This is a genomic window from Brachybacterium sp. p3-SID1565 (assembly GCF_025143785.1).
Taxonomy (GTDB): Bacteria; Actinomycetota; Actinomycetes; order Actinomycetales; family Dermabacteraceae; genus Brachybacterium; species Brachybacterium epidermidis.
The window spans coordinates 13,312-26,964 of the sequence record NZ_JAMBDS010000013.1; the positions used below are offsets into that span (position 1 = coordinate 13,312).

Consider the following 13,653-nt stretch of genomic DNA (forward strand, 5'->3'; position numbering starts at 1 on the left):
CGCCCCGGGGCGCGGGCGCCCCGACGGATCGATCTGGCATCGGATCCGGATCGATCGTGCGGCATCGGATCCGGATCGATCGTGCGGCATCGGATCCGCGTACCATCCTGGGGTGAGCACCTCTTCCCCCCTGACCTGGACCTCGCTGCGCCCGGAGGATGCCGGGGCGCTCGCCGCGCTGGCGAACCGGATCCACATCCATGACGGCGACGAGCAGGTGGCCGACGAGCCCAGCATGCGTGAATGGCTCACGATGCCGGGGCTGGATCTGCAGGCCGACACCGTCGCCGTGCGTGATGGTGACGAGCTCGTGGCGTACGGCGCCGTGAGCGTCTCCATCAGCACCGACCGTGATGGGCGCGTGCGCACGGGGGTCAGCGGCGGGGTCGCCCCCGAGCATCGCCGGGGCGGCATCGGCACCCGGATCCTGGAGCTCACAGAACGGCGGGGCGCCCAGCTCGCGACCGAGCGCCATCCCGGTCGCCCTGCGCACTTCCGCGCCTTCGGGGGCATCGATGCCCCGGCCGGCCAGGACCCGTACAGCCCAGGGGGCCGACGGGACGCCCGTGCCCTCCTGGAGCGGCGCGGGTACCGACGGGCCCGCTCGTGGTCCGAGATGGCCTTCGACCTCACCGGGACCCCGCTGCCCGAGGTCGAGGTCGACGGGGTCGAGATCATCGCACCGGGCCCGCAGCACCGGGAGCCGACGCGACTGGCGCATGTCGCGGCCTTCGCCGACCACTGGGGCTCCACCGCCCCGTCGTTCGAGCAGTGGGCGGTCTGGTGGAGTGCCCACACGGCGCGGACGGCGCAGTCCGCGGTGGCGGTGGATCCGGAAGGCACCGTGCTGGGGTACGCGGTGGCCTCGGAGCACAAGCCCTCGGTGCTGCACCTGGTCCTGGTGGGGACCCGGCCGGAGGCGCGCGGGCGGGGCATCGCCCGCGCGGTGATCGCCCGTTCCCTGCGGGCCGCTGCCGATGCCGGCTACCAGCGGGCCGAACTGGAGGTGGACTCCGAGTCGCTCACCGGGGCGGGCCGGCTCTACGAGTCGCTCGGCTTCACGGTGCACCAGGTCTCGGCGACCTACGAGAAGCCGATCACCCCGCCCGAGTGAACCGCGCGCCTCTCACCAGGCGCGCCACCGTCATCCCGGCCGCGGTGGGCGGAGATCCCATCGCCACCATCGCGCTCGGCAGGTCTGCAATCCCGATCACCCGGCCCACGGTGCGGCTCAGGTCCAAGGTGCCGCGAGCGATCTCAGCGAGCATCTCGGCGTACTCGGTGGCGGCCAGCCCGTGGCTGCCCCGGATCTGCAGCTCCTGCGCGATCACCCGGCCCATGGGCAGCGACGGCTCGGCATCCTCCCCCAGCAGCAGTCCCACCTGCACATGGCGGCCCCGGGGACGCAGCGACTCGATCCCGGCCCGGGCGGTGGCCGCCGATCCCAGGGCGTCGAGCGCCACCTGCACGCCGCCGTCCGTGAGGTCACGGATCCGTTCGGCGACATCGTGCACGGCCGATCACCCGATGCGTGATGCGTGATGCCCTTCTATGCTGGTGCTCATGCGAACCACTCTCGACCTCGACGACCGCCTGCTGGCGGCGGCCCGTGCCCGCGCTCGACGCGACGGCACGTCTCTCGGTGCAGCGGTCTCCAAGCTCGGGCTCTCCGGGCTGGATGCGGAACGTCGTGAGGCTCCCGCCCCGGTGATGGCGGGCATTGTCATGCTCCCTGTCGACCCCCAGCACACGATCACCACCGCCGATGTCGACGACGCCCTCGATGATGACTGAGGCGCTCGATCTCCCGGACGTGAATGTCCTCGTCGCGCTGGTTCACCCTGGGCACACGCATCATGAGCAGGCAGTGGAGTGGCTCCGGGGGACCACGGGGTTCGCCACCACCCCGATCACCGAATCCGGACTTCTGCGACTGGCGATGAACCCACGGATCACGGGCACCCAGCTCACCGGCTCCGTGGCACTCCGTTCATTGTCGAGCATCCGGAGACATCCCGATTGGCAGTTCCTCCGCGACGACTCGTCCCTGCTCGAACCGAATGTGGATCTCGTAGGACTCGTGGGGCACCGCCAGGTCACCGATGTGCACCTGGTCAATCTGGCGGCGCGCCACGGCGCCGTCGTGGTGACCTTCGACCGGGGGATCGGCGTCACTCTCTCGGCCCGCGACCAGCGGCACCTCCGAGTGCTCTGAGCCGCGCACGGGGTTCAGGCGCGGCGGTACACGGAGACGTGGCTGCGCGACTCGGCGGTGAACTCGGCGCGGTCGAACCCGGCGTACCGGTGCTCGAACTCGAACCCGGCCAGCTGCGCCATCAGGTCCAGTTCAGCAGGCCACACGTAGCGATGCGGGGTGCGGGCGAGCTGGGCCTCGCGACTGCCGTCCACCTGCGGATCGAAGCGGACATGGTGGGAGACGACGAGCTGGGCGAGGGTGTCGTAGGTGTCGACCAGCAGGTACCCGGATTCGGAGACCTCCACGGTGCCGCCGTGGCCGGGGGCCAGCGAACGCAGCTGGGGCACCCACAGCTCGACCACGAAACGCCCGCCAGGGGCGAGGTGCCGGGCGGCGTTGCGGAAGCACTCCACCTGCTGCTCCTGGGTGAGCAGGTTGGAGATGGTATTGAACACCAGGTAGGCGAGAGTGAATCCCTCCCCCGCCGTCGCGGTGGTCATGTCACCCTGGACGACGGGGATGGTGGCGGCGTCGACCTTCTCCCGCAGCCGGTCGATCATGGCCTCGGACAGCTCGATGCCTGCCACCTCGACGCCTGCCTCCCGCAGCGGGATCGCGACCCGCCCGGTGCCGATCGCGAGCTCGAGGGCGCGCCCGCCAGCGGCGAGCTCGGACAGCAGTGCCACCGTCGGCTCCAGCACCTCGGCGGCGAACATGCCCTCACCGGGAGTGTCGTAGGTCGCGGCGGCATGTTCGTCCCAGAGGCGCGATTGATCGATCATGCCTCCATCCTGGCCTCGGCGGCTCGATCGGTCACGGGTTTTTGCGGGCAGCCGACGTGCGCGACCGGGACCGCACGGCGGCGGGAACGGGGCCGGCCCCGTCGGAGACCGGCTCCCCACGCCGGGCCCGGGCTCGCGCTCGGTCAGTCCTCCTCGTAGGCGGCGCGGTTCTCCTGGACCGCCCGCAGGCGGGCCAGGTCCAGCTTGCGGCCGCGTTCGAAGTCCACGATGCCGTTCTTCTCCTGGAACACGTCGGTCATCTGCGTGTAGCAGTAGCCGAACATCAGCGGATCCTCGAGCAGCACCCGGGTGAGGCCCTCGAAGCGCTCATACAGCTCCTCCTCCGAGCGCACCCGCTCCCCGTAGCCCCAGGACACGGCCTGATCGTTGCCGGTGCGGTCACCGGCGGCGGCCTCGGCGGCACGCCGGGCCTCCTCCTCGTTCCACCAGATGCCTCCGTACTCGGAGACGAAGTAGGGCTGGCCGGCGTAGGCCAGGGAGAAGGCTCCATCGGCGAACGGCATGTCGTCGGGGGCCAGCTCGCGCCGGTTGACGAAGGGGGTGCCGTCGGCCAGACCCGCCTGCTCGGCACGGAACGCCTCGACGTCCTGCTCGTAGGAGTGGGAGTCGTAGACGTCGGCCCCACGCACCCGGTGCGAGTAGCCGGAGGCGTCCAGCACCGGACGGGAGGGATCGGCCAGCTTGGTGGCGTCGTACATCGCCTGGGTGACGTCATCGAGCTGGGTGAGGCGATCGTGCAGCACCTGGTGGGTCTCGTTCAGGGGGCACCAGCCGATGATCGAGGGGTGGTTGATGTCGCGGGCCACGGCCTGCACCCATTCAGCGACGAAGGAGGCGGTGGGCTGCTGGTTGTCACCCATCGGGCCCTTGCCCGAGGCGCCCCAGTCGCCGAACTCGCCCCAGGTGAGGTAGCCGTGCAGGTCCGCCCAGAACAGCATCCGCTGCTCGAACACCTTCTGGTGCAGGCGGGCGCCGTTGAACCCTGCCTCGTAGGCCAGGCGGATGTCGGTGGTCATCGCCTCGTCGGAGGGGGAGGTCATGAAGGTGTGCTCCCAGTACCCCTGGTCCAGTACCAGGCGCTGGAACACCTTCTGGCCGTTGATGCGGAACTCGTGACCGTTCAATGAGGTGGAGCGCAGGCCAGCGTAGGACCGCGCCTCGTCCAGCACGGCGCCCTCGGCATCCCGCAGGCGCACCGCCAGGGCGTACAGCTCGGGCTCCCCCGGGCCCCACACCCGCACGTGCTCGGCGGGGATCACCAGCTCCAGATGCGGAGCAAGGTCGAGGTCGGCACGCACCTCGGCGCGGGCCACCTCCTGGCCACCAGGGGCGCTCGCGACCACCTCGAGGCGGGTGCCGGGTGTGGAGCGGGACAGCGACGCGTCGATGGAGAAGGAACCGGAGGCGAGCGAGGGGATGATGCGCAGGGAGCGGATCTCGTCGGCCGGCACGCCCTCGAGCCACACCGTCTGCCAGATGCCGGTGGTGCGGTGGTAGCTGGCGTGGGTGGCGTGGAACCAGGTGGACTGCTTGCCGCGGGCCTGGGCCACGTCGTGCGGGTCGCGGGCCCGCACCACGATGGTCAGCTCGGAGCCTGCGCCCACACCCTCCAGGGTGGAGAGGTCGGCGCTGAAGGGGGTGAAGCCGCCGCGGTGGCGGGCCACCTCGGTGCCGTTGACCCACACGGTGGCCTCGTGGTCCACAGCCTCGAAGCGCAGGATCGGGCGCAGGCCCTCCCAGTCGGCCGGAACGGTGACGGTGCGGCGATACCACACGGCCTCCAGGAAGTCCCTGTTCCCGATGCCGGAGGCCGTGGTCTCCGGAGCGAAGGGCACCAGGATCCGGGAGTCCAGCTCGCGGTCCAGCAGGCCCCGCTCACGGCCGGAGTCGCCCTGGTCGATCTCGAACTGCCAGCTGCCGTTGAGGCTCAGCCAGGTGGGGCGGTGGAACTGGGGGCGTGGATGCTCGGGTCGGGGCAGTTCGCCGGCCGCGTCGCCGGGACTGGCGGCCGACGGCGGCCCGTCGAGGTGCCCGGCCAGCTCCTCGGCGCGGGCGAACAGCGCGGAGAGCTTCTCGGGCAGGGCGGCCGGATCGGGTGCGGTGTCGGTGGCGCGCACGGGGGACTCCTCGGGGTCGGCGCTGATCGGGGATGTGTCCAGTCAAGCGCAGTTGATGCCCGACCTCGAGACCATCTGCCATGTTCTGTGCCAGTGATCAGGAATTCCTGGTTGGGAATCCCACCGTTCGCCCCAGCCCCAAGCAGGGCGGTGGCCAATGCGGGCCTGGGAGGCGGGCAGTGATCGCGTTCGCGCGCTGAGCACGCGTCTGGGTCACATTCCAGGGCCCGGATCACGCTCGTACGGCCTCGAGGGCGTACGGTGGGCGGTGACGGTCGCCGTCGAATCTCGCCGCGACGACCTGCCGCGGAGACCCATCCCGATCCCCGTGATCGGTGACGTGCCCGAAGGACGGGCCCTGTCTCCGCCGGCCGCGCAGCATTCCGCACACCGGGACCTCCGGTGACTGCGACGCACGCGCCCCGGCGAACCCACTCTTGATGAACGGATCCCTCTGTGCTTTCCTCTGATTTCGCGCGCCTCGGCGTGCCCTCCGTGCTGAGCGACGCGCTCGCGCCCCTCGGCATCACCTCCCCCACCCCCATCCAGGCAGCCACCCTGCCTGACTCCCTCGCCGGCCGGGACGTGCTGGGCCGCGGCCGCACCGGCTCCGGCAAGACCTACGCCTTCCTGCTGCCCCTGGTGGCGCGCCTGCAGGAGAGCGCCCGCAAGCGCAGCCCGCGCAAGCCGCGCTCCCTGGTGCTGGCCCCCACCCGCGAGCTGGCCGCCCAGATCGCCGAGTCCCTCGCCCCGCTGGCGAAGGCCACCGGGCTGCGCACCGCCACCGTGTTCGGCGGTGTCGGCCAGAAGCCCCAGGTGGACGCGCTCGAGCGCGGGCTCGACGTGCTGATCGCGTGCCCCGGCCGCCTGCTGGACCTGATGGGCCAGGGCCACGCCGACCTCTCCGCCATCGAGATCACGGTGCTGGACGAGGCCGACCACATGGCCGACATGGGCTTCCTGCCGATGGTGCGCCGCATCATGGACAAGACCCCCTCCAAGGGCCAGCGCATGCTGTTCTCCGCCACCCTGGACGCCGGAGTGGGCACGTTGGTCAAGCAGTACCTGCACTCCCCCGTCACCCATGAGGCCGATCCGGCCACCGCCACGGTCACGAAGATGGAGCACCACGTGCTCGAGGTGAGCGCGGACGACCGCTTCGATGTGCTGCTGGACCTGGCCTCCGCACCCGGCCGCACCATCCTGTTCACACGCACCAAGTACGGGGCGAAGAAGCTGACCAAGAAGCTGGTGCAGAGCGGCGTGGACGCCGTGGAGCTGCACGGCAACCTCTCCCAGGGCGCACGCACCCGCAACCTGGAGGCCTTCGGGTCCGGCGGGGCCACCACCCTGGTCTCCACCGACATCGCCGCCCGCGGGATCCACGTGGACGAGGTGTCCCTGGTGGTGCACGCCGATCCGCCCGTGGAGCACAAGGCATACCTGCACCGCTCGGGCCGCACCGCCCGCGCGGGCGAGGCGGGCACCGTGATCACGGTGCAGACGCCGGACCAGCGCGGTGATGTGAGCTCCCTGATGCGGGCCGCGAAGATCCGCCCCCAGGTGCACTCCGCAGTGCGCGCCGGCGCCGAGGTGCTACAGCGCCTCGCGCCCGGGGAGCGCGTACTGGGCGAGGTGCCCGATCGCACTCCGGTGCAGGAGCCCGGCGAGCGTGGCGGCGCGGTTCGTGGCACCGGTGGCGGTCGACGCTCCGGCGCAGGCCGCGGCAACGGTGGCCGTGGAGTCAACGGCGGCAATGCCGGTGGCGGTCAGGGTCGGCGTCGCTCCGGCGGCGGTTCGGCTCGTCCCGACGCAGAGGCCGGCGGGTCCGGATCCGGGCGCTCCGGCGGCGGTTCGGCTCGTCCCGACGCAGAGGCCGGCGGGTCCGGATCCGGGCGCTCCGGCGGCGGTCGCCCCGGTGACCGTGCGGGTCGTTCCGGCGCCGGCCGCTCCGGCGGTGCCGGGCGCTCCGGTGATGGCCGCTCGGGCTCGGGGCGCTCCGGTGATGGCCGCTCGGGCTCGGGGCGCTCCGGCGGTACCGCGTACTCGACATCCTCCCCGGGCGCCGGCGGTGGCCTGGCCGCGTTCTCCTCCGGTCGACGCTCGCGCTGATCCGATCATGAGCGAGGACGGGGCGCATCCTGCTCCGACCCGGTAGCGTTCCACCGCGCGCACAGTTCACGAGCGGAGAGACCCGTGCAGACCGATCCGAACCCCACCGGCCCCGGCGACGCTCCGGAGGCGCAGCCGCGCCGCCCGGACGCCCCCTCGTCGTCGGCCGTCGATCTCACGCGCTTCGCCTGGCTGTCGATCGCGGCGGCTGTGGCCACGATCGCCCTGAAGACGGGCGCCTGGGCGATGACCGGCTCGGTGGGCCTGCTCTCCGACGCCGCGGAGTCCACCGTGAACCTGGTGGCCGCGGTAGTGGCGCTGATCGCGCTGAAGGTCGCGGCCCGCCCGGCCACCGAGCGCTTCCTGTACGGCCGCGCCAAGGCCGAGTACTTCTCGGCCGCGGTGGAGGGCGCGATGATCTTCGTGGCCGCCGCGGTCATCCTGGTCACCGCCGTGGAGCGGTTCGTGAACCCGCAGCCCCTGGAGAACGTGGGCTGGGGCCTGGCGATCTCGGTGATCGCCTCGATCATCAACGGTGCGGTGGCCTTCGTGCTGATCAGGGCCGGGCGGCGCTACCGCTCCATCACCCTGCGGGCGGACGGCCGCCACCTGCTGACCGACGTGTGGACCTCGGTGGGAGTGATCATCGGGGTGGGCCTGGTGGCGCTGACGGGCTGGGAGCGGCTGGACGCCGTGGTGGCCTTCGCGGTGGGCGTGAACATCATCGTCACCGGGATCTCCCTGATGCACGAGTCCGTCTCCGGCCTGCTGGACAAGGCGCTCTCGGACGAGGATCACGAGGTCATCACCGAGATCCTGCGCCGCCGCACCGACGGCACGGTCACCTTCCACGGCCTGCAGACCCGCGAGGCCGGGCAGCAGAAGTTCATGAACGTGCACGTGCTGGTGCCCGACGAGTGGACCGTCAAGCACGGCCACGACTACATCGAGGACCTGGAGCGGGAGCTCATGGGCCGCCTGCCGGAGCTCACGGTGCTCACCCACCTCGAGCCGATCTCCGATCCCACCAGCTACGAGGACATCCCCGCGGCGCACGTGCGGATCCACGACGACGACCACGATCCGACCCGACCCCCACAGCTCTAGGCTCAGCCACCCGGCGCGCCCAGCCGCTATGGCTAAGCTCCTGGCATGACTTCCTCTGCCAACGGATCCACACCCCACGTCCCCCTGTCGATCCTGGACCTGGTGCCCATCTCGGAGGGCCAGTCCACCCGGGAGGCGATCGCCGCCTCGATGGAGGGCGCCCAGGCCGCCGACAGGCTCGGCTACGAGCGCTACTGGTTCGCCGAGCACCACAACACCGACGCCCTGGCCTCCAGCGCCACCAGCCTGCTGATCGACCGGGCCGCCTCACTCACGCAGCGGATCCGAGTGGGATCAGGGGGCATCATGCTGCCCAACCACTCGCCCCTGGCGGTGATCGAGCAGTTCGGCACCCTGGTGCAGTTCCACGGGGACCACATCGACCTGGGTCTGGGCCGCGCGCCGGGCACCGATCAGCTCACCGCACAGCTGCTGGCCCGCACCTCGGCGGAGCCGCATGCCTTCATCGCCGCGGTGGAGCAGATGCGGGACTGGTCTCGCAACGAGCCCACCGGTGGTCTGCCCATCAGCGCGTCGGTGGCCAAGGGCACCGAGGTGCCGATGTGGATCCTGGGCTCCACCGCCAACGGGGCCCGGCTGGCCGCCCAGCTGGGGATGCCGTTCTCGGTGGCCTCCCACTTCGCCCCGTTCCAGTACCTGCATGCGCTGGAGGTGTACCGCGACAACTTCGATGCCGATGCCCCCTCCGCCCAGATCTCCGCACCGCGCACCATGGTGGGGGTGAACCTGGTGGTGGCCGAGTCCGACGAGGAGGCGCAGCGACAGTTCACCACGCTGCAGCAGATGTTCCTGGGCGTGGTCACCGGGCAGCGGCAGAAGATCCAACCGCCGCGCCCGATCGGGGAGGTGGCCCCGGAGCATCTGATCTCCCAGGTGGACCAGACCCTCTCCATCCGGGCCGTGGGCTCGCCCGCCACCGTGGTCGATCAGCTCGAGCAGATCGTGACCACCACCGGGGCCGACGAGCTGATCCTCACCGCCTACCACTTCGATCCGGCAGACCGACTGCGCGGCCTGGAGCTGCTGGCCGAGGCCTGGGGGCTCACTGCGGTCTGAGACTCCGGCCCTGCAACGGCACCGCCGCCTGAGCTGCCCGTTCATCTGGCGATATGAACGGGCGTCACCTGCCGCGATGTGGGGATAATGCTCGGGTGCACCCCCTCGTCCTGCAATCCGACTTCGGCCTCGACGACGGTGCGGTCAGCGCCATGTACGGCGTGGCCGTCGCTGTCGACCCGGGTCTTCGCATCCACGACCTCACCCACAACATCCCTCCCTACGACATCTGGGAGGGCTCCTACCGGCTGGCCCAGGTGATCTCCTACTGGCCGGCAGGAACGGTGTTCGTCTCCGTCGTCGATCCCGGCGTGGGCTCGGACCGCCTGAGCGTGGTGGCCCGCACCCGCAGCGGCCACCTCGTGGTCACGCCCGACAACGGCACCCTCACCCATCTGCACAGCATCTTCGGCATCACCGAGCTGCGCCTGATCGACGAGACGGTGAACCGCCGGGCGGGCTCCGAGGAGTCCTACACCTTCCACGGTCGCGACATCTACGCCTACACCGGGGCCCGCCTCGCTTCCGGAGCGATCACCTACGAGCAGGTGGGGCCCGCGGTGCCGCTCGAGGAACTGGTCTCCCTGCCCCTGGTGGAGCCTCGGGCCGATGGCGGCGGTGTCCACGGCACCATCGACACCCTCGATGTGCGGTACGGGTCCCTGTGGACGTCCATCCCCCGGGAGCTGTTCCGGGAGCTCGGCATCGGCCACGGTGGTCGGGTCACGGTGCGGGTGAGCCATTACGACGCCGTGGTGCACGCCGCACAGATGACCTACGCCCGCAGCTTCGCGGACGTGGAGGTGGGAGAGTCGCTGCTGTACGTGAACTCCCTGGACCGGATGGCGGTGGCCATCAATCGTGGTCACTACGCGCGAGCCTTCTCCCTGGGCACCGGCACTTCCTGGAAGGTGAGGCTCGAGCCGGCCCCCTGATCCCGATCCTCTCCCCGCCCCCTCGACCAGCCCCGTCCCCAGCAGAGGTAGCCATGTCCCGCTCCCATTCCCCCGTCGTCCAGGTCGTCGCCATCGGCATCGGCGCCGCCCTGTTCTTCGTCCTCGGCCGCTTCGTGGCCATCCCCACCCCGATCCCCAACACCTCCATCTCCATCCAGTACGCGATCCTCGCGGTGCTGGCCGTGCTCTACGGCCCCTGGGTCGGACTGTTGGTCGGACTGATCGGCCACCTGCTGATCGACGTCACCGGCTACGGCATCTGGTTCAGCTGGGAGCTGGCCTCCGGCGTGTTCGGCCTGGTGGTCGCGCTCCTGTTGCTGCGCCACCGGATCCACGACGGCGAGTTCTCCGCCGCGACCGCCCTGCGCTTCGTGGCGGCGGTGGCGGTGGCCCACGCGGCGGCCTGGCTGCTGATCGCACCGCTGGGCGATGTGCTGATCTACTCCGAGCCCGCCGGGAAGGTGTGGGCCCAGGGCGCAGTGGCATTCGCCGCCAACACCATCACCACCGCGGTGCTGGGCACCCTGATCCTCGCTGTCTACGCCCGCACCCGCACCAGGACCGGGTCCCTCACGGTCGAGTCGTGACCACCGCCGACCCGGCACTGCCGGTGGATCGGCCCACCGACCCGATCATCGAACTGCGCGGGTACTGCTTCCAGTACCGCGCGCAGTCCGAACCCACCCTGCACCACATCGACCTGGAGATCAGGCGTGGCGAGAAGGTGGCGATCATCGGGGCGTCCGGGTCGGGCAAGTCGACCCTGCTCTCGGTGCTCAACGGTCTGATCCCCCACCATCACCGCGGGACCGCCACCGGCACCGTCCGGGTGTGCGGCAACGATCCGGGCGCCGTGCCGCTGGTGGAGACCTCGCGGCACGTCGGCACCGTCCTGCAGGACACCTCCGGCCAGTTCGTGGGCCTGACGGTGGGTGAGGACATCGCCTTCAGCCTGGAGAACCAGCAGGTCCCCCACGGGCAGATGCCCGACCGGGTGCGGAAGGCCGCATCGATCGCCCAGATCGAGGACCGTCTGACCGCCTCCCCCCACGAGCTCTCCGGCGGGCAGAAGCAGCGCGTGGCGATGGCCGGGGTGCTGGTGGACGACGTCGAGGTGCTGCTGTTCGACGAGCCCTTGGCCAACCTGGACCCGGCGGCGGGTCGTTCGGCGGTGGAGCTGATCGACCGGCTGCACCGCGACCACGGCCGCACCGTGGTGATCGTCGAGCACCGGCTGGAGGACGTGCTGCACCGCCCGGTGGACCGCATCGTGCTGATGGCCCACGGCCGCATCGTGGCCGATGCGCCCCCGGACGAGGTGCTGGTCTCCGGCCTGCTGGAGCAGCACGGGATCCGCCCGCCCCTGCACCTGGCCGCGCTGCGCCTGGCCGGGGCTCCCGCTCGAGCCGAGCAGCGCCCGTCGGACCTGGGCGCGATGCAGCTGGACGAGCGGCAGGTCGCGGCGGTGCGGCAATGGGTGGCCGCGGTCGGGACACCACCGGTGGGCCCCGCGGCGGGCCGCCCCGCCGCACTGGAGCTCGACGGCGTGGGCTGCGTGCTGCCCCGCCCGGGTGATGCGCTCGGCACCCGCGCACTGGAGGGTGTGAGCGCGCGCGTGCGCAGCGGCGAGATGATCGGGGTGCTGGGCTCCAACGGTGCCGGCAAGTCCACCCTGGCCCGCGTGATCTGCGGATTCGAGAAGGCCACGGAAGGTGTGGTGCGCATCGGATCGGTCGATGCGGCCCGTTGGAGCATCGCCGAGCGCGGTGCACAGGTCGGCTTCGTGCTGCAGGAGCCGGGCCAGATGATCTCCCGGCCCCTGATCACCGAGGAGATCGAACTGGGCATGCGGGCCCGGGGCCTGGACGAGCAGGAGATCGCCGCGCGCACCGCGCGGGTGCTGGAGGTGTGCGGTCTGCGGCCGTTCCGCTCCTGGCCCGTCTCCGCCCTCAGCCACGGCCAGAAGAAGCGGGTCACGATCGCCTCGATCCTGGCCCTTGACCCGCAGGTGCTGATCCTGGACGAGCCGACGGCCGGGCAGGACTACGCGCACTACAGCGAGTTCATGGACTTCCTGACCCGCATCAACGAGCTGGGCACCACGGTCGTGCTGATCACCCACGACATGCACCTGGCACTGGAGTACACCGACAGGGTGCTGGTGATGAGCGGAGGCCGCCTGCTGGCGGATACCGATCCGGCCGCCGCCCTGACCGACGAGGAGCTCACCGCGAACGCCGACCTGGTGACCACGGGACTGTTCACCCTCGCCCAGCGCTGCGGGATCGGGGACCCGGTGCGGCTGGTGCACCGCTTCGTGCAGGCAGATCGGGAGCAGCGCGCAGGACTGGTGCCCGGGCAGGGAGCGGCGCGATGAGCGCGCCGCTGCTGGGGTACGTGCCCCGCCGGGGCTGGCTGCACACGCTGACCGGGGTGTCCAAGCTGGTGCTGGTGATCGCGCTGGTGGTGGGGGCGATGATCAGCTTCGATGCCCGCTACCTGCTGGGGCTGTCCGTGCTGTCGATGGTGCTGTGGGGCGTCTCCCGGGTGCGGCTGCGCGACCTCGCAGTGGTGCTGTGGCTGATCGCGATCTTCATGGTCCTGAACAACCTGCTGATCTTCCTGTTCGCCCCCGATTACGGGCCGCAGCTGTTCGACTCCCGCACCCTGCTGCTGGACGGCCCGTGGCGGTGGGACCTGACCGCTGAGCAGCTGTTCTACCAGCTGGTCGTCACACTGAAGTATTTCGCGGTGCTGCCAGGGGTGCTGCTGTTCATCACCACCACGCGGCCACCGGAGTTCGCCTCTTCTCTGAGTCGCATCGGGGTGCCCTACCGAGCTGCCTATGCGGTCTCCCTGGCCCTGCGGTACATCCCTGATGTGCAGCGGGACTTCCGCACCATCTCCCAGGCGCAGCAGGCGCGAGGTCTGGAGGTGACCCGTCGCGTAGGGCTGGGAACGCGGATCCGCAATCTGACCTCGACGCTCATGCCGCTGCTGCTGGGGGCCTTCGACCGGATCGAGTCGGTGGCCGCAGCCATGGAGCTGCGCGGCTTCGGTCGCGGCAGGGGGCGCACCTGGTACGACCAGCGACCGCTCCGCACGCGCGATGTGCTGGTGATGATCGGGTCGCTGCTGGTGCTCACAGCCTCGATCGCCCTGGTGGTGCTGGGCAACGGCCGCTGGTGGAACCCGTTCGGGTGATCCCGGGCAGGTGACGGACTCCCAGCGAAGGCACTGACAACTCGGAGCCGGACGGATACGCTGGGCCGCACTGATTGTGA

13 protein-coding genes are annotated in these 13,653 nt (G+C 70.8%); 10 read left to right on the plus strand and 3 right to left on the minus strand.

Translation table 11 applies throughout. The features are described from left to right. The first annotated feature begins 112 nt into the window (after positions 1–112). Positions 113–1,114: a GNAT family N-acetyltransferase gene (locus M4D54_RS04965; RefSeq protein ID WP_259890547.1), complete on the plus strand. Its 1,002-nt coding sequence runs from the start codon at positions 113–115 to the stop codon at positions 1,112–1,114. Here the strand turns inward: M4D54_RS04965 and M4D54_RS04970 are convergent. Next, positions 1,098–1,514, minus strand: a complete 417-nt coding sequence (locus M4D54_RS04970) for a zinc-binding dehydrogenase (protein WP_259890549.1) — start codon at positions 1,512–1,514, stop codon at positions 1,098–1,100. The two genes, M4D54_RS04965 and M4D54_RS04970, sit on opposite strands and share 17 nt — an antisense overlap. Before the next feature lie 49 nt (positions 1,515–1,563). On the opposite strand from M4D54_RS04970, the gene M4D54_RS04975 reads away from it, so the two are divergent. Together M4D54_RS04975 and M4D54_RS04980 are read left to right on the plus strand one after the other, a co-directional pair. Then, positions 1,564–1,794 carry a hypothetical protein gene (locus M4D54_RS04975; RefSeq protein WP_193866524.1) on the plus strand — a complete coding sequence of 77 codons (231 nt, stop codon included), beginning with the start codon at positions 1,564–1,566 and terminating at the stop codon, positions 1,792–1,794. After that, positions 1,787–2,215, plus strand: coding sequence for a TA system VapC family ribonuclease toxin (locus tag M4D54_RS04980; protein WP_193866525.1), 429 nt, complete (start codon positions 1,787–1,789; stop codon positions 2,213–2,215). Before M4D54_RS04975 ends, M4D54_RS04980 begins: the two co-directional genes overlap by 8 nt. A 14-nt stretch (positions 2,216–2,229) precedes the next feature. On the opposite strand, the gene M4D54_RS04985 is transcribed toward M4D54_RS04980, so the two are convergent. Both M4D54_RS04985 and M4D54_RS04990 read right to left on the minus strand, forming a co-directional pair. After that, a complete protein-coding gene (locus M4D54_RS04985) occupies positions 2,230–2,979 on the minus strand; it encodes a bifunctional 2-polyprenyl-6-hydroxyphenol methylase/3-demethylubiquinol 3-O-methyltransferase UbiG (RefSeq protein ID WP_193866526.1) in 750 nt (249 codons plus the stop codon). Between the two features lie 143 nt (positions 2,980–3,122). After that, positions 3,123–5,117: a glycoside hydrolase family 2 protein gene (locus tag M4D54_RS04990; RefSeq protein WP_259890552.1), complete on the minus strand. Its 1,995-nt coding sequence runs from the start codon at positions 5,115–5,117 to the stop codon at positions 3,123–3,125. Between the two features lie 456 nt (positions 5,118–5,573). Between M4D54_RS04990 and M4D54_RS04995 the strand changes: the two genes are divergently transcribed. The 7 genes from M4D54_RS04995 to M4D54_RS05025 all read left to right on the plus strand — a co-directional run bounded on the left by M4D54_RS04995 (position 5,574) and on the right by M4D54_RS05025 (position 13,573). Next, on the plus strand, positions 5,574–7,229 hold the full coding sequence (locus M4D54_RS04995) for a DEAD/DEAH box helicase (protein WP_193866528.1): 1,656 nt from the start codon (positions 5,574–5,576) through the stop codon (positions 7,227–7,229). Positions 7,230–7,313: 84 nt separating this feature from the next. After that, on the plus strand, positions 7,314–8,336 hold the full coding sequence (locus tag M4D54_RS05000; protein WP_193866529.1) for a cation diffusion facilitator family transporter: 1,023 nt from the start codon (positions 7,314–7,316) through the stop codon (positions 8,334–8,336). A 45-nt stretch (positions 8,337–8,381) separates the two neighbouring features. After that, positions 8,382–9,413 carry an LLM class flavin-dependent oxidoreductase gene (locus tag M4D54_RS05005; protein WP_193866530.1) on the plus strand — a complete coding sequence of 344 codons (1,032 nt, stop codon included), beginning with the start codon at positions 8,382–8,384 and terminating at the stop codon, positions 9,411–9,413. A gap of 95 nt (positions 9,414–9,508) precedes the next feature. Next, positions 9,509–10,348, plus strand: a complete 840-nt coding sequence (locus tag M4D54_RS05010) for an S-adenosyl-l-methionine hydroxide adenosyltransferase family protein (protein WP_193866531.1) — start codon at positions 9,509–9,511, stop codon at positions 10,346–10,348. Positions 10,349–10,401: 53 nt separating this feature from the next. Continuing rightward, a complete protein-coding gene (locus tag M4D54_RS05015) occupies positions 10,402–10,956 on the plus strand; it encodes an ECF-type riboflavin transporter substrate-binding protein (RefSeq protein WP_259890555.1) in 555 nt (184 codons plus the stop codon). Next, complete coding sequence (locus tag M4D54_RS05020; protein ID WP_259890558.1) at positions 10,953–12,746, plus strand: ABC transporter ATP-binding protein; 1,794 nt, start codon at positions 10,953–10,955, stop codon at positions 12,744–12,746. The genes M4D54_RS05015 and M4D54_RS05020 overlap by 4 nt, the downstream gene beginning before the upstream one ends. Then, positions 12,743–13,573: an energy-coupling factor transporter transmembrane protein EcfT gene (locus M4D54_RS05025; protein ID WP_193866532.1), complete on the plus strand. Its 831-nt coding sequence runs from the start codon at positions 12,743–12,745 to the stop codon at positions 13,571–13,573. The genes M4D54_RS05020 and M4D54_RS05025 overlap by 4 nt, the downstream gene beginning before the upstream one ends. The last annotated feature ends 80 nt before the right edge of the window (positions 13,574–13,653 follow it).